Annotated in this window: 20 protein-coding genes; 18 read left to right on the plus strand and 2 right to left on the minus strand. The window is 53.1% G+C overall.

Annotation, left to right across the window (positions count from 1 at the left end; translation table 11 throughout):
* Positions 1-4 precede the first annotated feature (4 nt).
* Entirely contained in the window at positions 5-361 is a 357-nt protein-coding gene (locus MWC30_RS22730; protein WP_276575215.1) for a rhodanese-related (seleno)protein, read from the minus strand.
* Positions 362-859: 498 nt separating this feature from the next.
* On the opposite strand from MWC30_RS22730, the gene MWC30_RS01235 reads away from it, so the two are divergent.
* The 6 genes from MWC30_RS01235 to MWC30_RS01260 all read left to right on the plus strand — a co-directional run bounded on the left by MWC30_RS01235 (position 860) and on the right by MWC30_RS01260 (position 7,151).
* Positions 860-1,114, plus strand: a complete 255-nt coding sequence (locus tag MWC30_RS01235; protein WP_244082322.1) for a transposase — start codon at positions 860-862, stop codon at positions 1,112-1,114.
* A 169-nt stretch (positions 1,115-1,283) separates the two neighbouring features.
* Complete coding sequence (locus tag MWC30_RS01240; RefSeq protein WP_244082323.1) at positions 1,284-1,553, plus strand: hypothetical protein; 270 nt, start codon at positions 1,284-1,286, stop codon at positions 1,551-1,553.
* A 644-nt stretch (positions 1,554-2,197) separates the two neighbouring features.
* The gene (locus tag MWC30_RS01245) at positions 2,198-4,738 is read left to right on the plus strand and encodes a molybdopterin-dependent oxidoreductase (protein ID WP_244082324.1); all 2,541 of its coding nucleotides are present in this window, start codon (positions 2,198-2,200) and stop codon (positions 4,736-4,738) included.
* Entirely contained in the window at positions 4,735-5,409 is a 675-nt protein-coding gene (locus MWC30_RS01250) for a 4Fe-4S dicluster domain-containing protein (protein WP_244082325.1), read from the plus strand. Before MWC30_RS01245 ends, MWC30_RS01250 begins: the two co-directional genes overlap by 4 nt.
* 3 nt (positions 5,410-5,412) lie before the next feature.
* Complete coding sequence (gene nrfD, locus MWC30_RS01255; RefSeq protein WP_244082326.1) at positions 5,413-6,636, plus strand: NrfD/PsrC family molybdoenzyme membrane anchor subunit; 1,224 nt, start codon at positions 5,413-5,415, stop codon at positions 6,634-6,636.
* Positions 6,633-7,151, plus strand: coding sequence for a molecular chaperone (locus MWC30_RS01260; RefSeq protein WP_244082327.1), 519 nt, complete (start codon positions 6,633-6,635; stop codon positions 7,149-7,151). Before nrfD ends, MWC30_RS01260 begins: the two co-directional genes overlap by 4 nt.
* Positions 7,152-7,452: 301 nt before the next feature.
* Here MWC30_RS01260 and MWC30_RS01265 read toward each other — a convergent pair whose 3' ends face one another.
* On the minus strand, positions 7,453-8,016 hold the full coding sequence (locus MWC30_RS01265) for a Uma2 family endonuclease (RefSeq protein ID WP_244082328.1): 564 nt from the start codon (positions 8,014-8,016) through the stop codon (positions 7,453-7,455).
* Positions 8,017-8,260: 244 nt separating this feature from the next.
* Here MWC30_RS01265 and MWC30_RS01270 point away from each other — a divergent pair, with 244 nt between their 5' ends.
* The 12 genes from MWC30_RS01270 to MWC30_RS01325 all read left to right on the plus strand — a co-directional run.
* Positions 8,261-8,824 carry a hypothetical protein gene (locus MWC30_RS01270; RefSeq protein WP_244082329.1) on the plus strand — a complete coding sequence of 188 codons (564 nt, stop codon included), beginning with the start codon at positions 8,261-8,263 and terminating at the stop codon, positions 8,822-8,824.
* Complete coding sequence (locus MWC30_RS01275) at positions 8,824-9,237, plus strand: hypothetical protein (protein ID WP_244082330.1); 414 nt, start codon at positions 8,824-8,826, stop codon at positions 9,235-9,237. Before MWC30_RS01270 ends, MWC30_RS01275 begins: the two co-directional genes overlap by 1 nt.
* Complete coding sequence (locus MWC30_RS01280; protein WP_244082331.1) at positions 9,237-10,925, plus strand: portal protein; 1,689 nt, start codon at positions 9,237-9,239, stop codon at positions 10,923-10,925. The genes MWC30_RS01275 and MWC30_RS01280 overlap by 1 nt, the downstream gene beginning before the upstream one ends.
* A complete protein-coding gene (locus tag MWC30_RS01285) occupies positions 10,925-11,890 on the plus strand; it encodes a hypothetical protein (protein WP_244082332.1) in 966 nt (321 codons plus the stop codon). Before MWC30_RS01280 ends, MWC30_RS01285 begins: the two co-directional genes overlap by 1 nt.
* Positions 11,891-11,917: 27 nt before the next feature.
* A complete protein-coding gene (locus MWC30_RS01290; protein WP_244082333.1) occupies positions 11,918-12,508 on the plus strand; it encodes a hypothetical protein in 591 nt (196 codons plus the stop codon).
* A 584-nt stretch (positions 12,509-13,092) separates the two neighbouring features.
* Entirely contained in the window at positions 13,093-13,296 is a 204-nt protein-coding gene (locus MWC30_RS01295; RefSeq protein ID WP_244082334.1) for a helix-turn-helix domain-containing protein, read from the plus strand.
* A 9-nt stretch (positions 13,297-13,305) separates the two neighbouring features.
* Positions 13,306-13,803, plus strand: a complete 498-nt coding sequence (gene brxF / locus MWC30_RS01300; protein ID WP_244082335.1) for a BREX-3 system P-loop-containing protein BrxF — start codon at positions 13,306-13,308, stop codon at positions 13,801-13,803.
* A 15-nt stretch (positions 13,804-13,818) separates the two neighbouring features.
* Positions 13,819-17,556 carry a DUF6079 family protein gene (locus tag MWC30_RS01305; RefSeq protein ID WP_244082336.1) on the plus strand — a complete coding sequence of 1,246 codons (3,738 nt, stop codon included), beginning with the start codon at positions 13,819-13,821 and terminating at the stop codon, positions 17,554-17,556.
* A 3-nt stretch (positions 17,557-17,559) separates the two neighbouring features.
* Entirely contained in the window at positions 17,560-19,350 is a 1,791-nt protein-coding gene (locus MWC30_RS01310; RefSeq protein WP_244082337.1) for a Fic family protein, read from the plus strand.
* Entirely contained in the window at positions 19,331-22,120 is a 2,790-nt protein-coding gene (locus MWC30_RS01315; RefSeq protein ID WP_368860774.1) for a DNA methyltransferase, read from the plus strand. Before MWC30_RS01310 ends, MWC30_RS01315 begins: the two co-directional genes overlap by 20 nt.
* The gene (locus tag MWC30_RS01320) at positions 22,117-23,268 is read left to right on the plus strand and encodes a hypothetical protein (RefSeq protein ID WP_244082339.1); all 1,152 of its coding nucleotides are present in this window, start codon (positions 22,117-22,119) and stop codon (positions 23,266-23,268) included. The genes MWC30_RS01315 and MWC30_RS01320 overlap by 4 nt, the downstream gene beginning before the upstream one ends.
* Before the next feature lie 17 nt (positions 23,269-23,285).
* On the plus strand, positions 23,286-23,683 hold a 398-nt coding region (locus tag MWC30_RS01325; RefSeq protein WP_244082340.1), incomplete at its 3' end, for a hypothetical protein.

Below are 23,683 nucleotides of genomic sequence, written 5' to 3' on the forward strand. Positions count from 1 at the left end.
CTATTCATTTGGGCTCCGTGGGGTACTTGGCGACGAACCAGCCAATCCATCCACCTTTCAGGGCATAAACGTTGTTGAAACCTTTCATACTGAGCTCTCGTCTCACCCGGAGACTTGTGGCCTCATTACTTCAGCTGCAATAGAGAACGATGGTCTTGTCCTTGGAATACTTGGCCGCCCAATTGTTCACATCGATGGGATTCTCACGCAGCGCCCCCTGGATTTTGATAGGGCTGGACCTGTAATCGCCACCCGTTCTGACATCCAGTACGATGACGTCTGGATTCCCAAGGAGGGATTTCAATTCATCCTTGGTCATCAACTCATTCTCTCCTGCATTGCACAAATGCCAGGTCACCATGAAAACAGCAAAAAATGCAATACCTGCTAGCCATTTTCGATTCATCGTCTTCTCCTTCGTCAAAAGCCGCTCGTCCTTTTCAATTTCCGGGCAGCGCCTCCCCTGGAGCAGCCCTTGTAGGGTGATCATCTCGAGCTCCATCTCATGTTTTCAGGGACTTGGAGGTCACCAGGATACCACTTTTCGTCATTCCGGCATGTTTTAAGCCGGAATCTAGAGCAGTGTGTGGCTGGATTCCGGCTTAACGGTCACGAACACTGTGGAGTTCACCCCCATCAAATGAAATCCGCCCTTCGCCCCTTTGCCAAAGGGGGGAAACACAACTCATCCCCCTTCATCAAAGGAGGATGGAGGGGGACTTTCATAGAAAATATTTGTATCCCTGTGCATTCAAAAATGGAGAACGGCAATGATCCAGTGGAATGATAATGGAATAGTGAGAGTAATGCATCCGATTTGTTGCGGTCTCGATGTTCACAAGGAGATGATTGCTGCGAAGTGTCCGGCCGAGCTATCGTTGCAGAGGTCGCCCTGTCGAAAGAGCTTTTCAGAACCGATATTGCTCTTTCTTCCCAGGCGGGTCTTTCTGCGGGGAACGTCGAAAGTGCGGGGAAACGCCATAGCGGCAGAAGTCCGGTGCGAAAAAATCACCTCAAGACCATCATGACTGAAGCGGCCCGGGCGGCTACCAAAGTGAAGAAGCCGGGAAGGGGGCGTGTGTCCTTCGTGGATAGCGAAAACAGTGCTTCTTGAAAGCAATTCAATGAAAATAAAAGAAATAATGATTATAAGAGTACTGTAAGATATGAGGTAATGATATGCGTTATGAGAGAATTGATCACCTCAAGTTTTTGAAAGGGAGGAGATCTTATGGAAGATCAGAAGAAAAGACGATGCTTCCACGACGGCAGGAGCTACTCAAATGGCTCTGAAATCTGCAGTCATGGAGAATGCAAGCTTTGCAGCGACGGAAAATGGCAGGCCATGGACGAAGCCCGTTCCAGGGAATCGAAACCAAGCCTTGCTTATTTTTACCACTGATAGAATCGATCCAATCGTGCTGGGAATCGGGAGCAGCTCCCGGATCTCTGAAGCATTGGTACCGTATGAAAGGGAAGTAAAATGGAAGAACAGAAGTGCAGCTATGAAGGTCGAAAATATCCAAATGGGTCTGAGCTGTGCGATTCACTGAGCAATGCATGGTTTTCAAGGAGGGCACGTGGTAGGTGACGTGGCTGTCCACCTTCGGTCCCTGATCGAATGAGAGGGGGGATCGATTTGCTTTCTGAACTTGTCTGATTCAACTCGAGCTCCCGACGGGTAAGTGCAATGTGTGTGGAACAGTGGGCGTGGACGCCGAGTTGATCTCCAGGTATGCGAAGTACCGGGAGGAGACAGCGAAAGCAGCAGAGAACCGAAGCTCTTAACCGCTTATCCCCTTTACAAGGGCGTAATCGAAGCCGGCCTCCTCGGGGTCGGTTGTTTATTTTTGCGAGATTCCCCCTGAGGCGGAGCAATACCGTGTCTCACTTTTCAGAAAACCACCCTTCTGCCGCTATGCCGGCAGGCAAAAGAGCTCCGAAGAGACAAAAGACGTCTATCTCCAAATGAGGTCACCCGCTCGAGCGAGCGTTTGGCAGGCGATGGAGCGTTCGGAAGGGCTCAAGAAATTGGTGATGGAGGTCAGGAGAAGATTGGGATTGTCAAATGCGTGGATCCGAACCCTCATTTTTTGACTTAGGTCAATGAAGCCCTTTTCAGAATCATGTAGAGCAAGGCAGCAGGAAATGATTCACTATGATGGTCCTAACCGCAATGCATCGGAGGAGGGGTCCAATGAAAATGGATAGACGCGACTTCATGAAGGCGGGAGCAGCAGCAGGGGCACTCGCCGCCTTCCAGCCCAGACTTTTTCATTATATGGGAGAAGCTGCCGCAACGGAGCTCGATGCGGGAGAGCGAGTAGTCCGTTCGACCTGCTCTCCCAACTGCACCGGGGCCTGCGGCTTCAATGCCCATGTATCGGACGGGAGAATCAGGACTCTGATACAAAGCGCCGACTACCCTGAAAAGGAATACAACCCCAGGGGCTGCCTGCGTGGCCTTTCGATGATGAACCTCATCTATGGCAAGGATCGACTCAAGTACCCGCTCATACGAACCGGGCAACGGGGCGACGGCGAATTCAAGAAGGTCTCCTGGGAGGAGGCGCTGGATCATACGGCAAAGCGTCTCAAGGAGATCATGGACAAAAACGGCCCCGAAGCTGTTGCAATGACCATTCAGGTCCCGGGCACGGGTTATGTCAACAAGGGAGCGTTCGTCCGCCTGGCGTCCCTCGCCCGATGGACCATGCATCACGGCTACGATCAAAACGGGGATCTGCCCATGTTCTGGCCCATGACCTTCGGTGTGCAAACCGAGGAGATGGAATCGTTGGAGTGGCGCAACGCCCGCTACACCATGATCCACGGGTCGAATATCATACAGACCCGTCTCCCGGACGCGCAGCACCTCCTGCACGCCAAAAGGAACGGCAAGGTTGTCGTCTTCGATCCGGACTTCTGCTCGACTGCCGCCAAAGCCGACGAGTGGGTTCCCATCAAACCGGACACGGATGCCGCCATGGGCTTGGGGATTGCGAAGGTGATCATCGACAGAGGCCTGTATGATGCCGAGTTCCTGCGGGATTTTACTGACATGCCGATCCTGGTGAGAAAGGATAACGGAAAGAGGCTTCTCGCTTCACAAATGAAGGATCTCGCCGAAGCTGCAACGCAGAGAAAAATTCCCGATTACCGAAGTCTTTTCGTCATTCATAACGTCAAGGGTTTTTCCATCCTGGACCCCGAAAATCTCCAACCCACGGGTGCCGATCTCGAAGGTGAATATGCAGTGGAACTGACCGATGGAAGCCGGGTCGAAGTCCGGACTGCCATGACCGCCCTCAGGGAGGTTCTGCGAGATTATACTCTCGATCGAGTATCGGCCATCACCGAGGTCCCCTCCGAGCAGATCGAGCGCATCGCCGTCGAAGCAGCCACCAACACCCCGGTCCACGTCGTTTACGGTGCAAGCAATTACCAGTGGTACAATGGAGACCTCAAGGGCCGCGCACTCTCCCTCATTCCCGTCCTGACCGGCAGCATAGGGAAAAGCGGCGGGGGCATATGCACCCTTGCGGGACAGTACCGCATCCGCTTTGATCTCAGCCAGTGGTGGTTTCCCAGGGAAGGGGGGCTCAACTGGGTACCCTACCTTCACTTCCTGCAGGGAGGTGGGCCGCGCTACCCCAAAAACGGCATCAAGGCCATGATCGGCGGATGGGGAAATCCTTTCGACCAGCACAACATGGCCAATCGATTGAAAGATCGATCTGCGTCGGGGGACATCGAGTTTGTGGTGACCTTCGACTTTCAGATGACCACCTCCTGCCAATGGTCGGACGTCGTTTTTCCGGCCACGAGCTGGTACGAGAATCACGAGCTTGTAGCGACCATCCTTCATCCCTATCTGCAACTGCAGCAGCCCGCCATCAAGCCCATGTTCGAAAGCAAGCCGGCCTTCTGGGTCGCCAGGGAGCTGGCCAAACGGTTGAATCCGGAATTCGAAAAATATTTCTTCCCGGAGCTTGACACGGATCAGGCGAGCCTCAAGGTCATCGAAATTCTCCTGGCCAATGGTGGCGCCGAGACCAAGGGCATCACCCTCGAAATGCTTCAGAAAGGTCCCGTTCGCCTCCACTCGCCCGCCCCCAACGATAGACAAATTCCATTCTGGGAGCAGATCCACGATCGAGTGCCCTTCCCGCCACGAAGCTATCCGCCTCCACTTGCGGCAACGGCCAAATTCCTGAGAAGCGGGCGCATCGAATTCTACAAGGACGAAGACCTGTTCATCGCAACCGGCGAACAGCTCCCCGTGCACAAAGAGACTTTCGTTGAGACCGAATACAAGCAGGATCCGAGTGTGCGCGAAAAATACAAGCTCCGGTTCGTAACCAAGAATTCGCTCTACAGGGTTCATTCGACCCATTCCAACAATGTCTGGCTGAACGAGCTTCAGGGCAACAAGCCCAAACTGCTGCTGAACGAAGCGGACGCGAAGGAGAGGGGGATCAAGACGGGAGATTTTGTGGAGATTTACAACAATCGCGGCAAGACAAAGGCTTACGCGGTCATTGATCCGGGATGCCGCATGGGGACGGCGATCTTCGAAGAGGGGTGGTGGGCCAGGTACCTCAAGAACGAGTCCTATAACTCGCTCACCATGCCGTGGATCAAACCCCTCCACGAGATCTACTTCGTTCCGGGCATCTGGTCTCCCACCACGGTGTGGAACGAATGCCTGGTCGACGTCAGGAGGGTCAGCGCATGAGAAGAGGAATGGTGATCGATCTTGAAAAGTGTATCGGATGCCGCAGCTGCGCCGTGGCCTGCAAACAGCACAACGCTCAGCCCGCTGGAAATTGGTGGAACCGGGTGGTCACTCCGGGAAGCGAGTTCCATGGCGTGGCGCCCGTCAAGGGAAAGGAGCTCTTTCTTCCCGTCTCCTGCCAGCATTGCGCGAATGCCCCATGCGAAAAAGTCTGCCCGGTGGATGCTACGTTCCGGCATACGGACGGCTCCATTCTCGTGGATCTCGAACGGTGCGTCGGCTGCCGCTACTGCATGGCGGCCTGCCCTTATGGAGTACGCCAGTTCAACTGGGAGGACCCGACCAGATCCGTCCAGCGCTATGAATACCAGGATGGCTACACCTATGGACACCCGAAACAATACCGGCTGAACGGCCGACTGGTCTACGCGCCGCTTCGCGCCAAGGGTGTTGTTGAAAAGTGTAACTTCTGCGTTCATTACCAGGCTCAGGGACTCGATCCCGCCTGTGTCCGGGCCTGCCCGGGAAAAGCGCGTTTTGTAGGAGACCTGGATGACCCCAATAGCGAAGTATCGCGAATGATCCGCGAAATGAACGGATTCAACCTGCTCCCCGAGAAGGGGACGAAACCGAGCGTTTTCTATCTTCCTCCCAAAAGAAAGGAGGTTTGAGCCATGAGCAAGAAAATCGTGCTGGTGCTGACAGGCCTGATGATGATCGCAGGCTTTGCGGCCTGGGTGCTGCAATACAGGGAAGGGCTCATCCTGACCGACCTTCGGAATTCCTATTCGTGGGGCCTCTATGTCTCAGGGCTTGCCTTCTTTGTAGGTAATGCGGCGGGGGGCCTCGTCCTGAGCTCGCTCATCTATCTTTTTGGAGTCACTGCCCTCAAGCCCTTCGCGCGAATCGGGGCTCTCACGGCTTTTGCCAACGTAACGGCGGCCATGCTGGCGATTCTTCCCGACATAGGACAGCCGGTAAGGCTCTACAACATGCTCCTGCACCCCAAGCTCTCTTCTCCCCTCGTGTGGGACGTGGGCGTCTTGAACCTCTATGCCATCCTGTCCCTCGTGTATCTCTATCTTCTCATGCTGCCCGACCTCAAAGGCCCTCTCGCAAGGATCGCCCTCAAGGTGGAAAACCCCTCCGAGTTCTCAGAGAAGTGGGCCAGGCGCATCGCCCCGTTTTCCCTGATCGCGGCTATCGGCATCCACGTCGTCACGGCCTGGATTTTTTCCACGCAGGGCGCCCGGGAATGGTGGCATTCGGCCGTGCTGGCCCCTGACTTCGTGGCGGCAGCTATCGCGTCCGGAACGTCGGTCGTCATGGTGGTGGCGGTCCTCGTGTATGGCGTAAAGGAAGAATTCCGAGAGGCCTACCGCATCATGTCGCTCATGATCACCGTGTCGCTCCTGGTTCACATCTTCTTCATGTACAACGACTACTTCATCCAGGCATGGTACGGTGCAAGCGAGTCCATGGAGACTCTGTCCATCACTTTCAAAGATTATCTGTGGGCGCATGCCTTTGAAGTCCTGGCTCCCCTTGCAGCTGTTTTGCTGCTCTCCCGCGAGAAGGTGCGCACCAGCGCATCCGCCGTGGTCGTGAGCTGCCTGCTTCTGATTGCCGGAATTTTCACCCATCGATTCCTGCTCATGCCGGCAGCCTTTGGAAAGATTCCGCTCACATTCCCTCCCATGGGTCTCCAAGGAGTCGAGTGGTCCGTTCCTATCGCTTCCGGGAGGTACGACCCGACGGTGGATACCTTTGTGACCCACGCCCATTATTTTCCGACCGGCATCGAAATCACCATCTTTCTGGCGGTCCTGGCCTTCGCGTGCTTTCTGATTACGCTGGCTGTTGACAGGCTGCCTATCGTGAAGAAGGTGCAATCATGATGCAAAACCATTCCATCGAGGCGGACGACCTGAAGCTTCTGTCCAGGTCGTTCCGCTATCCCGAGGAGATGCCCGACTGGTTCGCGCTCGCAGGAATCGGGATCGCCTTCGATCCGGACCTGGAAACGGTCGGACTGACAAAGCTTCAAAACGAATATGTGAGGCTCTTCATCAATGCTCTGCCGCAGGTGCCCTGCCCACCTTATGGGTCATTTTACATCGAGGGCTCCCTGATGGGAGCGTCTACGGTACGACTGCAAAATCTCTATCAAACCTACGGGGTCCTTGCCGACGATATACCGGATCACATATCTGTGGAGCTCGAATTCCTGGCGTTCTTATCGATTCTCTCCCCCATGCACCCCATCGAGGAGGATTACCGGTTTCTCCTCGACCATCTGAATCAATGGACACCCGAGTTTTTCACCTGTATCGAGGAACACGACTCGACCGGCTTTTACAGCGAGATCAGTCGTTGCGCAAGAAAAGTACTGGCAGTATGTGGCGTAGCGTGAGCCGCACCCCTGTGGGATGAGGCAGTTGTCCAAAAACCAGGCCGCCTGGTACAAAGTTGTAGACTACGGAAACCACAAGTGCCATACAACCGCGGCCAACCGTGCTCCCATCCATGGCCAACACCAGGGTCTCCCTGGACAGGCATGAGAGGAGAGCTTGTGCGAAAGGCAGAAAGTATGTTTCCAAATCGAACTTCTTGTTTTACTCTAACATACTGTTTTTACAGGAGGCTGTCCGGTGGAGAATGTGTCCGGCAGCAAATCCTTTGAACCGGATCATAGAGACGAATCGGCACGGGTCTTATTCAATCTGCGCGAATAAATTCTTTGCGATAAGTTGAAGATCGATGGTTTCGATGCGAAAAGCGTCATCTCCCGCATAAATCTGGGATCTGCCGTATTTCCCGTCTCTTAATATATATTTTTCAACAAATTTGCTGTCCGGGTCGACCAAAAAATATTCCGAAACCCCAGATCGTTCATACAGTTCCATCTTTTCACGACGGTCCTTGAGAGTCGTTGACGGTGATGCGATCTCGAAGATCACCTCAGGAGCGCCTGACACGTGGGTTCTTTTTATCTTTTGCCGATCGCACACGATCAACACATCGGGTTGCACTATCTGGTCTTCTGCGAAAACGACATCAAGCGGGGCATCGAATACCTGGCAGATGTGACCGTGTTCTCTAAGATGATTTCGAATCAGCGAGAAGACTTCCCCCGATACAAGCTGGTGCCCGGTGGTTGGGGAGGGGGTCATGTCATAGATCAGCCCGTTTATGATCTCGCACCTGAAATCATCTGGAAAATCCAAGTAATCTTCATAGGTGTAGCGGGTCTTTTTCTTCGCGACTTGTGCTGACATTTTCTCAAGCCTCCCCTCTTGTAGACTTCGAAAGACCATGCCGAAAAAAGCGAGGTCATTTATATACACTCTTTATTGAGCTTCTTCTGAAGCTACTGCATATGCGAGGAATTTTCAATCGGGTCGGATAGGGCGTTTCCGAGTGTGGAAACACCGCCTGACCCGTCCCTGGTGGTTTCAACCATCACAACGATTTTGCAGTGTGCCTATCACCTAATAATACTCGTAATAACGGGTAGTTATTATGAATAGTGACCTCAGTGTGTTTAAGGATTTCCTCCAGCAAATCTTCATTTTCCTGTTCATAGTGTGGAATGACTATGAAATGGCCGACCACAATCGGACCATCAAGTATACCTCGAAGGAGGCGTTGCTTAAGGGTGTGAAAGCCGATCTTGAAGCCAGGGCAGCAGAGGAGAAGGCACGTAGGGAAAGACTTGAAGAAGAGCGGCGAAAGCAAGAAGAGGCCGAACTGAAGGCCGACCCGAATTTCAGGGAGCTGCCAAAAGAGATCCTGGATCGCTTCTTGGCAATCGGGATCACCGTGCGGTTGAACACGACCCCATTTCGCGGACGGGGGATGAAGGGGGAAGGGGGGAGCTTCCAGCGGGTTTTTTTGCAGGACAGGAACGCTAAAGCAGGGGCACTCTTTCGAACGAAGGACACCTACCTGAAACCTGTTTTGGGAGCCACCTTCGAGTCAAACTGGCCAGAGGTTCATGGCGCATGGTGGCATATGCCGATAGCCAAAATCGACGCAAACGGAGGCTTTGAAAAACTGGCTTCTATCTTTGAGAGGAACGTCTAATGCGAAACATCGAAAAGCCCGGCCGTGAGGATGTCGCCGGTATCGTGGCGTCTCTTGGGTCTCTCTCTGATTGGTCGAAGGGATTTTTGCCGCTTCTTGCATCCCACCTTCGGAAAAACCCCGTTCAATACCGGAACTTCGGCCCCTGGTGGTGGGTGGTGAAAAAAGCCATGCTGGATGCCGGTTTTGCACCCTTCGGGCAGGATGTTGACGCTGAAATGCTCGAAGCCATGCTCGACCCGGAAGACCCCGCCTTCTCGTTGCTGCTGGCTCAGATCTATTACGAGTTCAGCTTGGAAAACCATTTCGTAGGGCAGGCCACGCACACCATGGTCGATAATGGCGAAGACGTGGAATACACGGTCTACGACCATGACGCCGAAGCCTTCATCCGGGCCGGGGGCTTTTTGTAATGGCAAAGAAAAAGAAAGCGCCCGACCCCCGAGCCCTCGGGTCGAAAGTGCTCGATCTGCTTTTCCCCGCACGGAAGTCCATAACGGACTACGATGCGAGGAACGTGGATTTACCGGCTCAAACAGCCGGTTTTTTCGGTGATTTCGGGGATCAGGTCATTGATCCGGTTCAACACGTTTTTGCGCTCACGACCGATGAAGACAAGCTGATTCACAGTCTGCCTTCCGACCGCATTTCAAGGTATGGTTTTCTCGAAGCGATGGCTTCGGACCCCACCGTCGAGAGTGCCATCCAAATGCACATTGCCCATGCCATGAGCGCGGATCTCAACAGCGGGCAGATTTTAAGGATCGAATCCTCCACGGATGCTGAAAACGCCTTTGTAAAAGACTTGAAAGAGATTTTCGAGGAAGACCTCAATTCAAAAGTAAAGTCATGGGTGTACCCGGCTGCAATTTATGGCGTGAACTATATGCGCGTCTACTCCGGGCAAGGGAAGGGAGTTCTTCATATCCGAAACGACTTCTACACGCACCCGAGGCATGTGAGAGAGTATGAACACGCCGGGCGTCTTGCCGGTTTCACGACGGCCTACCAGGGCACACAAAAAACGGTGATGCTCATGCCGCCCTGGTCCATGGTTGCGGTGAAAATCCCCTACTGGCGAAAAGATGCCGTGGTCGAGCCCTACAGGGTGGACGCCAAAGGGGTGGACCTCTCCAACGAAGACTTTGACGCAGAAGGCATGATCGAGACGCAAAACTACGGCACCAGTCTCATCGAAACCGCTTACGGGCCTTGGTTCGACCTCATGGAAGCCATCTTGAGCCTCAACATGAGCCGCAAGAACGCGGCAAGGCTGGAACGGCTCATCGGCGTGAACATGGGGAAGCTCGATCCGGTCCGAAGCGCTAAATACCTGAACGCCATCACGAATCAGATGCAAAAAGCCGACAAGGAAATGGCGCGCCGTTCACTTCGCAAGGGCTTTGTCCAAACCGTTTTGAACCACATCATTCCCATTTGGGGCGACAGCAAAGGGCGGCTCGACATCAACAGTTTGCAGGGCACCCCGGACATCAATGGTCTCGAGGACGTTCTTTTCCACGTCAAGCGCCTCGGTTCGGCGCTCGGTGTCGATCCGGCGCTTTTGGGGTTCGGGGATCTCATGGCGGGCGGTCTCGGAGAAGGGGGTTGGTTCCGGATTTCCGTCATCGCGGCCATGAAGGCGCAGCAGATCCGAACAGCCGTTCGCAACGCGATTGAACGCATTTTTGACATCCACATCGCTCAGAAGTACGGAAAGATTTTTCTTCCAGGCCAAAAGCCATGGCGCATCGTTTTCAATTCGGTCTCGACCGCTATGGAACGTGAAGAGCGGGAAAATCTCGAGGGACGAGCCAACCTTGCCACCATGATTGTCGGAATGATGGCCGGGATGGATCAGGAGTTCAGTCATCTGGACCGGCTTTCCTTCTACAATTACCTGTTTACCGACATTTTAAAAATGGACGAGCAGAAATTTTCAGAAGTTTTCCCCGAAGAGATTGTAAACAAAAAGCCCGACCCGCAGGAAGGCGAAGAGGGCGGCAAGGGGAGGGGGCCTTTTGAATCTGCAGGCTCAGAAGCGATAAAACGCATGATATACGAAACGGTCGATGAATTTTACAGGCAGGAGGTGGAGTAGTGGGGCAGATCTTGGAATGCTCGTTCAACCTTTTTAACGAGGGGAGAAAGTACACCGGGAACCATCGCAAGTATGTGCTGGAAAATGCCCGCGAGATAGCCGAGATGGAAGCCACCCGGGAACGAATCAGGCTGAGGGAGGCCCTTGGCTACTACGGGCACGGACGGCGCATCCTGGCAGGCAAGATGAACCTGGGGGAAGTCGAAGCGGTACGGATGCCGGACGGTTCCAGCGTGATCGTCTCCAATATCCCGAGCAACGTCACAACTTGCCTTTCGATTGAAGATGACGGAACGGTCAAGCACAAGCAGGAGATTCTTGCAACCGAAACGGGCCGGATCGTGGAAAGCCTGCACAAGAGCCGTGTGGGTGGTTTTTCGTGGGCCTGCCCAGGTTCTGACGGGGGGGCCGGCAAAACGACACGACTCTCGGGGTTTGCGGGGTTTGACTATGTGTTGAACCCCGGTTTTGCACTGAATCGCGGGTATATCCTGGAATCCGCCTTCGACCGCAGTGCAATCCTCGAGTCCATTTCCGCAGTGGTCCACGACGATGCAAAGGCCGAAGGGTTGCTTGCCGGCTGGCAGGCTGACGCCCACTTCAAAGCCATCGAGCTTGCAGAGCGCCTCGATCATGCGGAGCTCTTTGAGAGTGCGTTGCTTGAGAAAATGACGGCAAGGGAAAAGGATTTTCTTGAACTCGAGGAGAAACTTCAAATCGCGGTCAAGGCCCGGGAAGAAGAGAAAGCCCGTATGAAGAGCCTCTGCGATTTTCTTCTCGAGTCAGCCCCGTTCTTTATTCCGGAGGATATCAAACATGCCCTGATGGAATCGAGGTTTGACAAGGTGGTCGGTATCTTCGAGTCGGCAAAGCGGGTTGACTTTTCGCAATATCCCCTTGCCGGACATGCTGCAAAGCCCCCACGGAAAGAGGCTTACGAGGAGCCGACCGGATGGGAGATTTGAGGTTTTTTGCCTTGAAGCAAGCGAATATTGCTAGCCTGGGTCATGACAAGCCGTGCCCGAATGCGCGGACAAGGGAAAACAACACATCCTGGAATCAAAATGTCTGACGACCGCGATAGAGACGACCTGATCCTTGACTTGATCATGCGGCAACAGAAGGCATCCGAGCAAACTGGAAATTTGCTTGAAAGCCTCATGTCCGAAATGGCGCGGATACGCAGGCAATGCGAGGGGATTGGTGCGCTTGCGGCACGCATTGAAAACGTCGAGCGGTTTTTGAGAAGCGTGGATCAACAGCGGCTTGATACGATGGCAAAATGTGCGGACGAGTTCCGCGAATTGAACCGCAAAAGGGAAGAAATCAAAGATGGATTGGCCTCGGTTGAGCGGAGCCTTGAGAGGCAGATTTCGGCCTTTCGTGACGACTTGGTTAAGGACTTGGACCTGAGGGATAGAGAGCTTCGGGCCAAAATAGAGGCCATCGAATCCCCTCTTTCAAAATCCATTAACGAGCTGCGTGAGAAGATGGCCTACTCTGCCGGAAAATACGGTGGGATCGCCGCGGTGCTGGTTTTGGTGGCACAATGGGTTTTGGGATGGATGAAGGGGAAAATGTAAAGGAACGCTTATGGCAGGATCATGTCTTGTTGTGGATAGGACGGAAACACCTTCTGCGTGGCAGAAAGGTGCGAGAATCGTTGTTCAATTGCTGACCACCATCGGGTGAACGCCAAAATTGGCGGCAACCTCATTGATCGTCTTCAATTTCTTAAAAAGCTTCAGGATTCCCCTTATCTTGAATGGTGCATCATACTTTTGCTTCGATTCTGTTCACTTCAAACAAGAAAATCTGAACTTCCAATCTAAGCTTACCCTGCTGTCTAAAATCTGTGGGGAATTATAAAAACCGAATTGAGTATCCCATCTGGATTTATTAGTTTTTGGGGCTGCCTGAGCATAGTAAACATTAATTAATTCATAATGTTAATGTATCTTTCTGCGCACTGTCGGTAAAAAGTTCGTCTTTGTTCGACTCAAAACGCTTTATTTTGGGAGTCCGCAAGAGTAGTTTATTTTGCTCGGTACGGCCTCGTATTGGTTATGCCTCTCGAAGTTGTTTTATGCCCCATCTATGCCGGTGCTCCTGATATCGATGTTGGCTGGACATGGTCCGAAGCTCATTATGTCAAGGGAAGTAGCCCATGGAAGAAAGATGGCTGAAAGTCGATGACATTTGCAGGTACCTGAGCGTCACGAACGAGACGGTTTACAAGTGGATTGAACATCGCGGCATGCCTGCTCATCGCGTCGGTCGCCGCTGGATGTTCAAACAGGGAGAGGTGGATAACTGGGTCCAGACCGGCGGAGCAGGAGACAAATCCAACAGGCGCAAGAGTGAGTCATGAGGAGCGGCTATGGCCAAACCGATACAGGAAAAAATAATACGATCCATTCAGGCAGCCGAAAGAATGTACCACCGCCTGGTTTTATTGGTGGGCGAGACGGGCTCCGGCAAGACCGGCGTGCTTCGTGACGTTGCACTTCATCTGGATAGCCAGGTCGTCAATGTGAATCTTGCCCTTTCGGCTGCATTGCTGGAACTTACCACCAGGCAGCGAGCATTGCGGCTGCCGGCAATACTGGGCCAGATCGCTATGGATGTACAGTCCACGGTGATGTTCGACAACCTTGAAATCCTCTTCGACAAGAGACTCAAGCAAGATCCTCTGCGTCTCCTGCAAGGTATTTCGAGAAACCGGACTGTCGTAGCATCTTGGAACGGCATCGCTGCCGGTGGAAGACTTACCTATGCCGAGAACGGTCATCCCGAATATCGGAGCTATGAGGCAGTAGATGCTCTGATCGTCACCATGGATGGGACGGCAACGGTCGATTCGGCAACAGACAAATAGAGAGACAGGTCAGGCATGAAATACGGAGACCTTATACAATTTGATCCCATTGAGTCGGTCGTTCAATTGCGTGACGCGGATAAAACCGGCTCCGCACAGCAACTCGTAAGAACCTACGTTATTTCCCAGGAAATGGCGGAACGGCTCACTCAGCTCGTCATTCCTCAGATGCAGTTCGACCAGCCCGCCGACAACAGAGGCATTCTGGTCGTCGGCAATTATGGAACTGGTAAATCGCACTTGATGTCTGTGGTTTCCAGTCTTGCCGCCGATGACTCACTGCTGGAAGAGCTGAGTCACTCTGCCGTCCGTGAGGCAGCCAGGCAGATCGCCGGTCGATTCAAGGTCGTTCGGACGGAAATCGGTGCGACCACCATGTCCTTGCGTGACATCCTGGTGGCCGAGCTGGAAGAGAATCTCGACAAGCTCGGTGTAAAATACGTTTTTCCTGATGCGGGAACGATCACAGGTCACAAGAAAGCTCTGGAGGATATGGAAGAGGCATTCCTCCAGAAATATCCCAACCACGGTCTGATGCTGGTGGTCGATGAACTGCTGGATTATCTGCGAACACGCAAAGATCAGGAATTGATTTTAGATCTCAATTTCCTTCGAGAGCTGGGTGAATACTGCAAATCGTCACGCTTCCGCTTCATAGCCGGTGTTCAGGAGGCCATTTTCGACAGCCCCCGCTTTGCCTTTGTCGCCGACAGCATCCGCAGAGTGAAGGACCGCTTCGAGCAGATCCTGATCGCCCGCAACGACGTCAAGTTTGTGGTGGCCGAGCGTCTGCTCAAAAAGACCGCCGAGCAGCAAGCCAAGATCCGCGAGTACCTGACTCCCTTCACCAGGTTTTACGGCAACATGAACGAACGGATGGACGAATTCGTCCGACTCTTCCCGGTGCACCCCGATTACATCGACACCTTCGAGCGCGTCACTGTCGCAGAAAAACGTGAAGTGCTCAAGACTCTCTCCATGGGCATGAAGGGCATTCTGAACAAGGACGTGCCGCACGACACACCCGGCTTGGTCGCCTTCGACAGCTATTGGGGCACTCTCAAGCAGAACGCCTCCTTTCGCGCCATTCCTGAAATACGGGCTGTCATCGACTGCAGCCAGGTGCTGGAATCCCGCATCGAAAACGCCATCACTCGCAAGCAATACAAGCCGATGGCCCTTCGCCTGATCCATGCTCTGTCGGTTCACCGCCTCACCACCGGCGACATTTACGCCCCCATGGGAGCGTCTGCTCAGGAGCTGCGCGATCGCCTGTGTCTCTTCGATCCCCTGATTGCCGAGCTGGGCAGCGATGAGCCCGACAAAGACCTGCAGACCCATGTGGAAACGGTCCTGCGCGAGATCCACAAAACGGTGAGCGGTCAGTTCATCTCTTTCAACACCGACAACCGTCAATTTTATCTCGATTTGAAGAAAACCGACGATTTTGATGCGTTGATCGAGCGCAAGGCCGAGACCTTGAGCGACTCTCAGCTCGACCGCTTCTATTACGAAGCCCTCAAACGGGTCATGGAGTGCCAGGATGCGACCTATGTCACCGGCTACAAGATCTGGCAGCACGAGCTGGTCTGGCAGGAACGTAAGGCCGCCCGCACCGGCTACCTGTTTTTCGGGGCTCCCAATGAACGTTCCACCGCGGTGCCTCAGCGGGACTTCTATCTTTACTTCATCCAGCCAAACGATCCCCCCCGTTTCAAGGACGAGAAGCAAAGCGACGAAGTATTCTTCCGCATCAAGGAAATCGATGAACCCTTTCGAACGGCGCTCAAGAGTTATGCAGCTGCCCTGGATCTGGCCTCAACAGCCTCGGGCCATGCCAAGGCCACCTATGAGGCCAAGGCCAATAGCTTTCTTCGCCTCCTGGTGCAGTGGCTCCAAAAGAATATGACTTCGGCGTTCGAGGTGACCTACCAGGGACGCACCAAATCGATGGCGGCCTGGGCAAAGGAAAAGGGTGGCAATATCCGAACGTTATCAGGCATTGCTCCCCACGAAACCATCAACTTCCGCGACCTGGTCAACACCATCGCCGGTGTCTGCCTGGCCCCGAACTTCGAGAACCAGGCCCCGGACTACCCGTTCTTCTCGGTGCTGATCACCGGCAACAACCGCGCCCAGGCCGCGCAGGACGCCCTGCGGGCCATCGCCGGGCAGAACCGCACCAAGCAGGCCACCGCCGTGATGGATGCGCTGGAACTCCTCGACGGCGAGAAGATCGACCCCTACAAATCGAAATACACCAAGTTCATCCTCGATGCCGTAAAGGCCAAGGGCCACGGCCAGGTGGTCAACCGCAGCGAGATCATCCAGGACGATCACGGACTTGAGTACATGAACCCGGGCGGTTCGCGCCTGGAGCCGGAATGGGTGACCGTCCTGGTGGCGGCGCTGGTCTATTCCGGAGACATCGTGCTCGCCATCCCGGGCAAGAAATTCGACGCCACCGGATTGCAGCAGCTTGCCGCGACCGGCATGGACGAGCTGGTCCGCTTCAAGCACCTGGAGCAGCCCAAGGAATGGAACCTTCCCGCGCTCAAGGCGCTGTTCGAACTCCTCGGCATGACGCCGGGCATGGCCCAGCTTGTCACCCAGGGCAAAGACGAACCGGTGCAGAACCTGCAGCAGGCGTTGGGTAAGATCGTCAAGCGCATCGTCATGACCCGGCAGACCCTGCGCGAGGGGCTTTCCTTCTGGGGCCTGGATCTGCTCGCGGGCACCGACATGGCTGACCAGGCCAGCGGACTGGACGAGGCCAAGGGCTTCTTTGAATCGCTGCAGGCCTACTCCTCGCCTGGCAAGCTGAAAAACTTCCGCTACAGCGCTCCCGAGGTACTGGCCCATGAAAAGGCCGTGAAGGCGCTGGATGAACTGGACGCCCTGCGCGAGTTCATCATGGACCACAGCCCGACGGCGTCCTGGCTCTCCACCGCCGAGGCGGTGCTGCCCGCCGAGCATGACTGGGTGGATCGCATGAAGACCACCCGGCAGGATGTGCTGGATGCCCTCAAGCAGGCCGACCTGACCGAGCTGGCCAGCCAGTCCCAGAGCATCGGGGCCAAGCTGCAGAAGCTGAAGAAGGATTACACCGTCGCCTACATCGGCCTGCACACCAAGGCCCGGCTGGGCGTGAACGACGACAAGCGCAAGGCAGGACTGCTCAACGATCAGCGGCTGCAAACCCTGCTCAAGCTGGCCGGTATCGATCTGATGCCCCGGCAGCAGCTCACCGATTATCAGAACCGTTTGGCCGGGCTGAAGAGCTGTTTCGCACTGACCGAGCAAAATCTCAATACCTCGCCCATCTGCCCGCATTGCGGGTTCCGGCCTTCGGTGGAAACCGACACGGCGGCAGGCTCGCAGATGATCGACCAGATGGACGCCCAGCTCGACGCCATGGTGACGGCCTGGACCTCCACCCTCCTCAGCAACCTGGAGGACCCGATCACTCAGGCCAACCTGGATCTTTTGAAGATCGACGACCGCGAACCGCTGGAGGCCTTCATCAAATCGAAGGAACTGCCGATACCGCTTTCCAGCAACTTCGTGCATGCTCTCAAAGAGGTGCTCTCCGGCCTGGTCAAGGTCACTGTCAGGGTGAAGGACCTGCAAAACGCTCTGCAGGTTGAGGCTGGTCCCGCCACTCCCTCGGAGATGAAGAAACGCTTTGAGGAGTACATCGATCAACTCACCAAGGGCAAGGACCCGGCCAAAGTGCGGATCGTCATGGAGTAAACCGTGAACAGGGATGAGCTGATCACCCGCTTAAAGGGATACGAATGGACCGATTTCGAGTGCAAGAAGGCTCAACGGGATGTGCCCAAGGACGCCTACATAACCGTGAGTGCCTTTGTCAATACACAGGGTGGCTGGTTGTTGTTCGGCGTATCGGAAAACAAAGGGCAACTCGAAATCTCAGGAGTGGACCCTGCCGCATTTGACCGGATGCAGGATGCCTTTTTGACCACACTGCGGAGCGGACAAAAACTGAATCACATTGTTGATGCCGAGCCCCGGGTCTATGAACTGGAGGGCAAGCGTATCCTGGCCTTTTTCATCCCGGAAGCGAATCGTCATCACAAGCCGATCTATCTCAATGGTAATCCTCGTGATAGTTATCTGCGCCGTGCCGCGCGCGACGAGCGAATGACCGATAATGAGCTTCGACGCTTCCTGCGCGATTCAGCCCAACAGTCCTGGGATGGCGAGGGAATGCCGGATTTTCCCCTCGCGTCCAGCATCGATCCGGAAACTTTGAGTTGGTACCAGGACCAGTTCACCCGCCGCAATCCGGAACATCGGCACATACCCGATCCACAGGAATTTTTGCTGGAATGGAATTTTGTCGTGCATGATGCGGGCACGCCGGTTCTGACCCGCGCCGGTATATTGCTGTTTGGCATCGACCGCTGCGTCCGGGCTTTGCTGCCCCGTCCTGTGCTGGATTACCAGCGTATCGATACCCGCTTCGACGACTGGTCTTCGGATCAGCGCTGGCATGATCGACTGGTTTTTGAAGAAAATCTTTTCAAAACGTGGCGCGGGCTGGTTGCCAAATATTCCCGCATCGCAGAGCACCCTTTTTCGGTCGATCCGGCGACTCTGCGCCGAAATGATGACCCTCCCGATTACATCGCCTTTCGGGAAGCAGCGATCAACCTGCTGATCCATCAGGATTATGGCGACCACAATCGCAAAGCCTCACTGAAGTGGTTTACCGATCGACTGATCTTCTGGAACCCGGGCGACGCCTTTGCCACCACGGCCCAGTTGCTGGAATCTAACGAGAAGGACATCCGCAATCCACTTATCGTCAATGCGTTCCGTCGCATCGGTCTCAGTGACCAGGCAGGCACCGGTATTCGCTCCATTCTCCGCAACTGGCGCGAACTGGGACGCAGGCCGCCACAGATCAACAATGACAAAACGGACAAAGCCTTTGAGCTCATCCTGGTGAACGAACCGCTGATCACGGAAGCCATGCAGCGTTTTCAGTCCGATCTGGGGGTGGCGCTCACCGCTGAACAGGCGGCCATCCTGGCCATGGCGGCAGCACAAACGAGCATGAACCTGACCGATGCCGCCATCGCCTCCGGCGGCAACATCCGCATCGCGCACCAAGCGCTGGACTACCTGTGCCACCAGCAGTTGCTGGCATCGCCGGACCAGGCCACCTACAGCCTGCCCACAGCCATTAGAGGCAGACTGGAATGGATCGAGAACCAGGCGATGGACCAGGCCCCGAAGTCCGGAAAAGCCACCCCCGAAGTCACCCCCGAAGTCACCCCCGAAGTCATGCGAATGCTGAGTATCATGCAGGGCGACATGAACAGGGCGCAAATCATGGCTGCTCTGGAGTTGAAGGATGAAAAGCATTTTCGGGAGCATTACCAGCAGGCAGGAATGGCACATGGGGTCATCGAAATGACGATTCCCGACAAACCCCGCAGCAGCAAACAAAAATACCGGATAACCGCTAAGGGCAAGACCTTACTGGAGCAAACACATGATGGAACAGCTACGTCTTGATCTACATTCACACGAAAAGAACCGAGAACACTCCGGACCTGTGACTTGTCTCGGAATGACCTTTGAAAACGACGAGGCCCGCCGCGCTCACTTCACCGAGGAACTGCGCAAGAAGCTGCAGGACCCGGAATTCCGCAAGATCGAAGGATTCCCCATCGGCAGTGACGAGGACATCCTGAACCTGAGCGATCCGCCGTATTACACCGCCTGTCCGAACCCTTGGATCGCCGACTTCATCGCCGAGTGGGAGGCGCAAAAGCGGGAGCAACCTGAAGGCAACCAATACCATAGAGAGCCATTTGCGGCCGACGTGAGCGAGGGTAAATACGACCCTGTTTACAGAATGCATCCATATCACACCAAGGTGCCGCACAAGGCTATCATGCGTTACATCCTCCACTACACGCAGCCGGGGGATATCGTGTTCGACGGATTCTGCGGGACCGGCATGACTGGAGTGGCTGCGCGTCTATGTGGAGATCGAGCTGAGGTATTAGCACTTGGTTATCAAGTGAAACCCGATGGGACTATTCTGCAGGAAGAACTTGACGAAAATGGCAAAAGGGTTTGGAGACCGTTTTCAAAGCTCGGTGCTCGGAAAGCCATACTAAATGATCTATCTCCCGCAGCCACCTATATCTCGAGTAGTTACAACACTCCAGCCGATGGAGAGTCGCTTAAGAGTGCAATTTATAAAGTTATTGACATGGTAGAGGAAAGATGGGGCTGGCTGTTTGAAACAACGCATAAAAATGGCAAAAAAGGGAAAATCAATTCGGTAATTTGGTCAGATGTTTTTGTTTGTCCGGAATGTTCTGCTGATATTGTTTTCTGGGAAAATGCCGTAGACATTGAAAACGGAAAAGTGCTCGACGAGTTTGAGTGCTCTGAGTGTGGGGCTAATTTGACAAAGAGAAGTATCGAACGGCGCTGGACAACATCATATGATCCGCTAATTGGAAAATCAGTTACTCAAGCGAAACAAGTACCCGTTCGTATTAATTACGTTTTTGGAGGCAAGAAATACGACAAGAAGGCATCCAAAGACGACTTGGAGCTGCTCGATAATATCGCAAGCTATGAACACAATATTGAACATCCTATAACAGAAATTATAGATGGGGATAAGACCGGTGAGGCGCTAAAAATCGGGTTCACACATGTTCATCATCTATACTCTACGAGGAATTATATAGCTCTCTCGGAGTTTAAAAATTTATGCAAAGATTCAAGGCTCTGGATACCGTTAACAATTGTCGCCTTTAGGATAACAAAAAGGTATGGGCTGACCTATCAGTCTGGAACTTGGGGGGCTGGTGGTGGCCCACAGAATGGCACATACTACATTCCATCGCTTATTAAAGAGTTGAACATCCTGAGAATGCTGCGCGATGCGGTTGAAAAAATCGTATTCCACTCTGGTCAAGTTCGTAATTGCATAACAACACAATCTTCATCAAAGGTGGCGATTCCCGATAACATACTTGACTATGTATTTATCGATCCACCTTTTGGTTCAAATCTTAATTACTCTGAATTGAATTTAGTTTGGGAGTCTTGGCTTGGCGCTAAAACCAATAACAAGGAAGAAGCGATAGAGAACAAATCTCAGAATAAGGGTTCTGTTGAATATCGTGACTTAATGACACGATGCTTCCAAGAGGTTTATAGAATTCTGGCACCTGGCAGATGGATGACTATTGAATTTTCAAATACTAAGGCTTCTGTGTGGAACAACATTCAGACATCAATAACCGATGCAGGGTTTGTTATAGCTAATGTTTCTGCCTTAGATAAAAAGAAAGGCAGTTTTAACGCCCAAACAAACCCTACTTCCGTCAAACAAGACCTCGTCATCTCAGCCTACAAACCCAATGGCGGCTTTGAAGAGCGTTTCCAAAAAGAGGCGCAAACCGAAGAAGGCGTGTGGGATTTTGTTCGTACGCACTTGAAGTATCTTCCGGTCACTAAGCAACAGGGAGCCTTGCTGCAGTTCGTCCCGGAACGTGATCCACGCATCCTGTTCGACCAGATGGTGGCCTATTACGTCCGCAAGGGCTACCCCGTGCCGATCTCAAGCCAGGAATTCCAGAACGGTCTGGCGCTGCGCTTCATCGAGCGTGACGGCATGTTTTTCCTGCCGGATCAGGTGGCCGAATACGACCGCAAGAAAATGACCTCGGGCGAACTCAAGCAGATGTCCATTTTCGTTTCCGACGAGGCATCCGCCATTCAGTGGCTTCGCCAGCTCATCAAGGAAAAGCCGCAGACCTTCTCCGACATCAACCCGCAGTTCATGCAGCAGCTCGGTGGCTGGAGCAAGAACGAGGCCCAGCTCGATCTGCGTGAACTGCTGAACCAGAACTTCCTCTGCTACGACGGCAAAGGCCCGGTGCCGGAGCAGATCCACGCCTACCTCTCTACCAACTGGAAAGAACTGCGCAACCTGCCCAAGGAAGATCCGACCCTCGTCGCCAAGGCCCGCGACCGCTGGTACGTGCCCGATCCCAACAAGGCAGGCGACCTAGAGAAACTGCGCGAGAAGGCTCTGCTCAAGGAGTTCGAGGAATACAAAGAGGTCAAGAAGAAGCTCAAGGTCTTCCGCCTGGAAGCTGTCCGCGCCGGATTCAAGAAAGCCTGGCAGGAACGCGACTATGCCGTCATCGTCGCCGTGGCCGACAAGATCCCCAACAACGTCCTGGAAGAAGATCCCAAACTGCTCATGTGGTATGACCAGGCAGCCACAAGGATGGGAGGCGATAATTCATGAAAATACTTAGTGTTATTAAAGATGATCGTATTAGCGCAACAAGTGTCCTCGTCGAAATGCACACAGAGGCATATCTTAATTTGGTAAGCGGCGCTGAAGACAATCTCGAGATACAGAGAAAAGTAATCAAGGGATTCAAGCCGTATGAACGACTAAGGCAAGATCTCAAAGAGGGGTGTTTAATTCCACCTGTTGTTTTGGGAATACGAAAGGGCCGAATCGACACTCCTGATAATCCTAGCGACGAAAAATTCATCCCTGCACTTAAGTTAATTCCGCCTGGAGATGTTTTCGTTATCGATGGTCTTCAGAGAACCACAGCGATCCAAAACGTTAGAGATTCGCTCGAAGGCGAAGAATTGACGAGATTCCTGTCTAGGCCATTAAGGGTTGAAATTTGGCCTGACATTAAACTCTCTGCTCTTACCTATAGAATGATTTTGCTGAATGCAGGGCAAAAACCAATGAGTCTCAAGCATCAGCTTGAGGTTGTCAGTCGTCCACTTTGTGAAAATCTTGCTGAAAAATATGATGGAAGGATTTCCATTTATAGAGAAAAAGACTCAAACAGAAGAAGTGGCCATGGTCAGTATCAATTTTCAGTCATTGCCCAAGCATTTCAAGCCTTTGTTCAAAAATCTCCTCATATTGATGTCCGTAATGAGGTGATTGCAGAATTAAACCAAATTGATGTTTTAACCAACTATGGCGACTCTCTGGAGAAGTCGTCTGGAAAAACTGACCTAACAACAGAATTTGAAAGCTATATAGGCTTTCTTGTCGATTTTGATGAAGAATTGTGTCGGAAATACACTGAACGAAAGGAAACTAACGAAGGAGTTATTATACCTACAGGGGTGAATCTTCTCTCACGCGACACATTTCATCTTGGGCTGGCAGCGGCGTATGGGTGGTGCATTGAACATAAGAAGGATGCTCTTGAGACAGCCAAATACAAGCTATTTAATTTGCTCAAAGAGGATGCGGATGACCCGCTTGCGATTGAACGATTGGAGAGAATCCAAACAGGCTTTAGAAGAAAGGATAATACTGGCGAGCAAACCCGGAACTTAATATTTAATGGCTTTAAAGAGTATTTCCGTTCTGAAGGGCTAACGCCATTTGAGCAATGTTGGATGCAGGCATAAATAGGATATTCCTTACAATGAGTCTCTTAGGAAGTTTTATACAAAGGATTGCATCATTAGCCCAAGTTGATGACCCCTCTCATATCCAAATAGAAACTGACGGAATTTTAATCGGATCAAAGACTCTGCCACTAATAAATGTTTTCTTTAGTGAAAATAACATTCAGGATCAACAAGGGAGCCCGTTATCAGACTATTTAGATCAATTTGAAGTAAGTCCAGAAAACGACCTGATGCTGCAGAGCAAAACAGATGAGACGATTCGTTATAAAGTTACCAGGCTAAGAGTAGGGCGTCCAAATTGGCGAACGCCCGTTGACCGGTATTTGACTCCAGCACTGGGAAGCAATGCTCCTGCCATTCTAAAACGGTTCATGCGAGGGCATTTTGCGCCTGGCCGTGCCCTGTTTGACAG

This window comes from Desulforhabdus sp. TSK (assembly GCF_022836495.1).
In the GTDB taxonomy this organism is placed as follows: domain Bacteria; phylum Desulfobacterota; class Syntrophobacteria; order Syntrophobacterales; family Syntrophobacteraceae; genus Desulforhabdus.

What these genes read in the sequence shown, in the direction of transcription:
- MWC30_RS01240 (WP_244082323.1), top strand. Translation starts at nt 1,284, where the DNA reads ATGGCTCTGAAATCTGCAGTCATGGAGAATGCAAGCTTTGCAGCGACG.
- MWC30_RS01245 (WP_244082324.1), top strand. Translation starts at nt 2,198, where the DNA reads ATGAAAATGGATAGACGCGACTTCATGAAGGCGGGAGCAGCAGCAGGG.
- MWC30_RS01250 (WP_244082325.1), top strand. Translation starts at nt 4,735, where the DNA reads ATGAGAAGAGGAATGGTGATCGATCTTGAAAAGTGTATCGGATGCCGC.
- nrfD (WP_244082326.1), top strand. Translation starts at nt 5,413, where the DNA reads ATGAGCAAGAAAATCGTGCTGGTGCTGACAGGCCTGATGATGATCGCA.
- MWC30_RS01260 (WP_244082327.1), top strand. Translation starts at nt 6,633, where the DNA reads ATGATGCAAAACCATTCCATCGAGGCGGACGACCTGAAGCTTCTGTCC.
- MWC30_RS01265 (WP_244082328.1), bottom strand. Translation starts at nt 8,016, where the DNA reads ATGTCAGCACAAGTCGCGAAGAAAAAGACCCGCTACACCTATGAAGAT.
- MWC30_RS01270 (WP_244082329.1), top strand. Translation starts at nt 8,261, where the DNA reads ATGAATAGTGACCTCAGTGTGTTTAAGGATTTCCTCCAGCAAATCTTC.
- MWC30_RS01275 (WP_244082330.1), top strand. Translation starts at nt 8,824, where the DNA reads ATGCGAAACATCGAAAAGCCCGGCCGTGAGGATGTCGCCGGTATCGTG.
- MWC30_RS01280 (WP_244082331.1), top strand. Translation starts at nt 9,237, where the DNA reads ATGGCAAAGAAAAAGAAAGCGCCCGACCCCCGAGCCCTCGGGTCGAAA.
- MWC30_RS01295 (WP_244082334.1), top strand. Translation starts at nt 13,093, where the DNA reads ATGGAAGAAAGATGGCTGAAAGTCGATGACATTTGCAGGTACCTGAGC.
- brxF (WP_244082335.1), top strand. Translation starts at nt 13,306, where the DNA reads ATGGCCAAACCGATACAGGAAAAAATAATACGATCCATTCAGGCAGCC.
- MWC30_RS01305 (WP_244082336.1), top strand. Translation starts at nt 13,819, where the DNA reads ATGAAATACGGAGACCTTATACAATTTGATCCCATTGAGTCGGTCGTT.
- MWC30_RS01315 (WP_368860774.1), top strand. Translation starts at nt 19,331, where the DNA reads ATGGAACAGCTACGTCTTGATCTACATTCACACGAAAAGAACCGAGAA.
- MWC30_RS01320 (WP_244082339.1), top strand. Translation starts at nt 22,117, where the DNA reads ATGAAAATACTTAGTGTTATTAAAGATGATCGTATTAGCGCAACAAGT.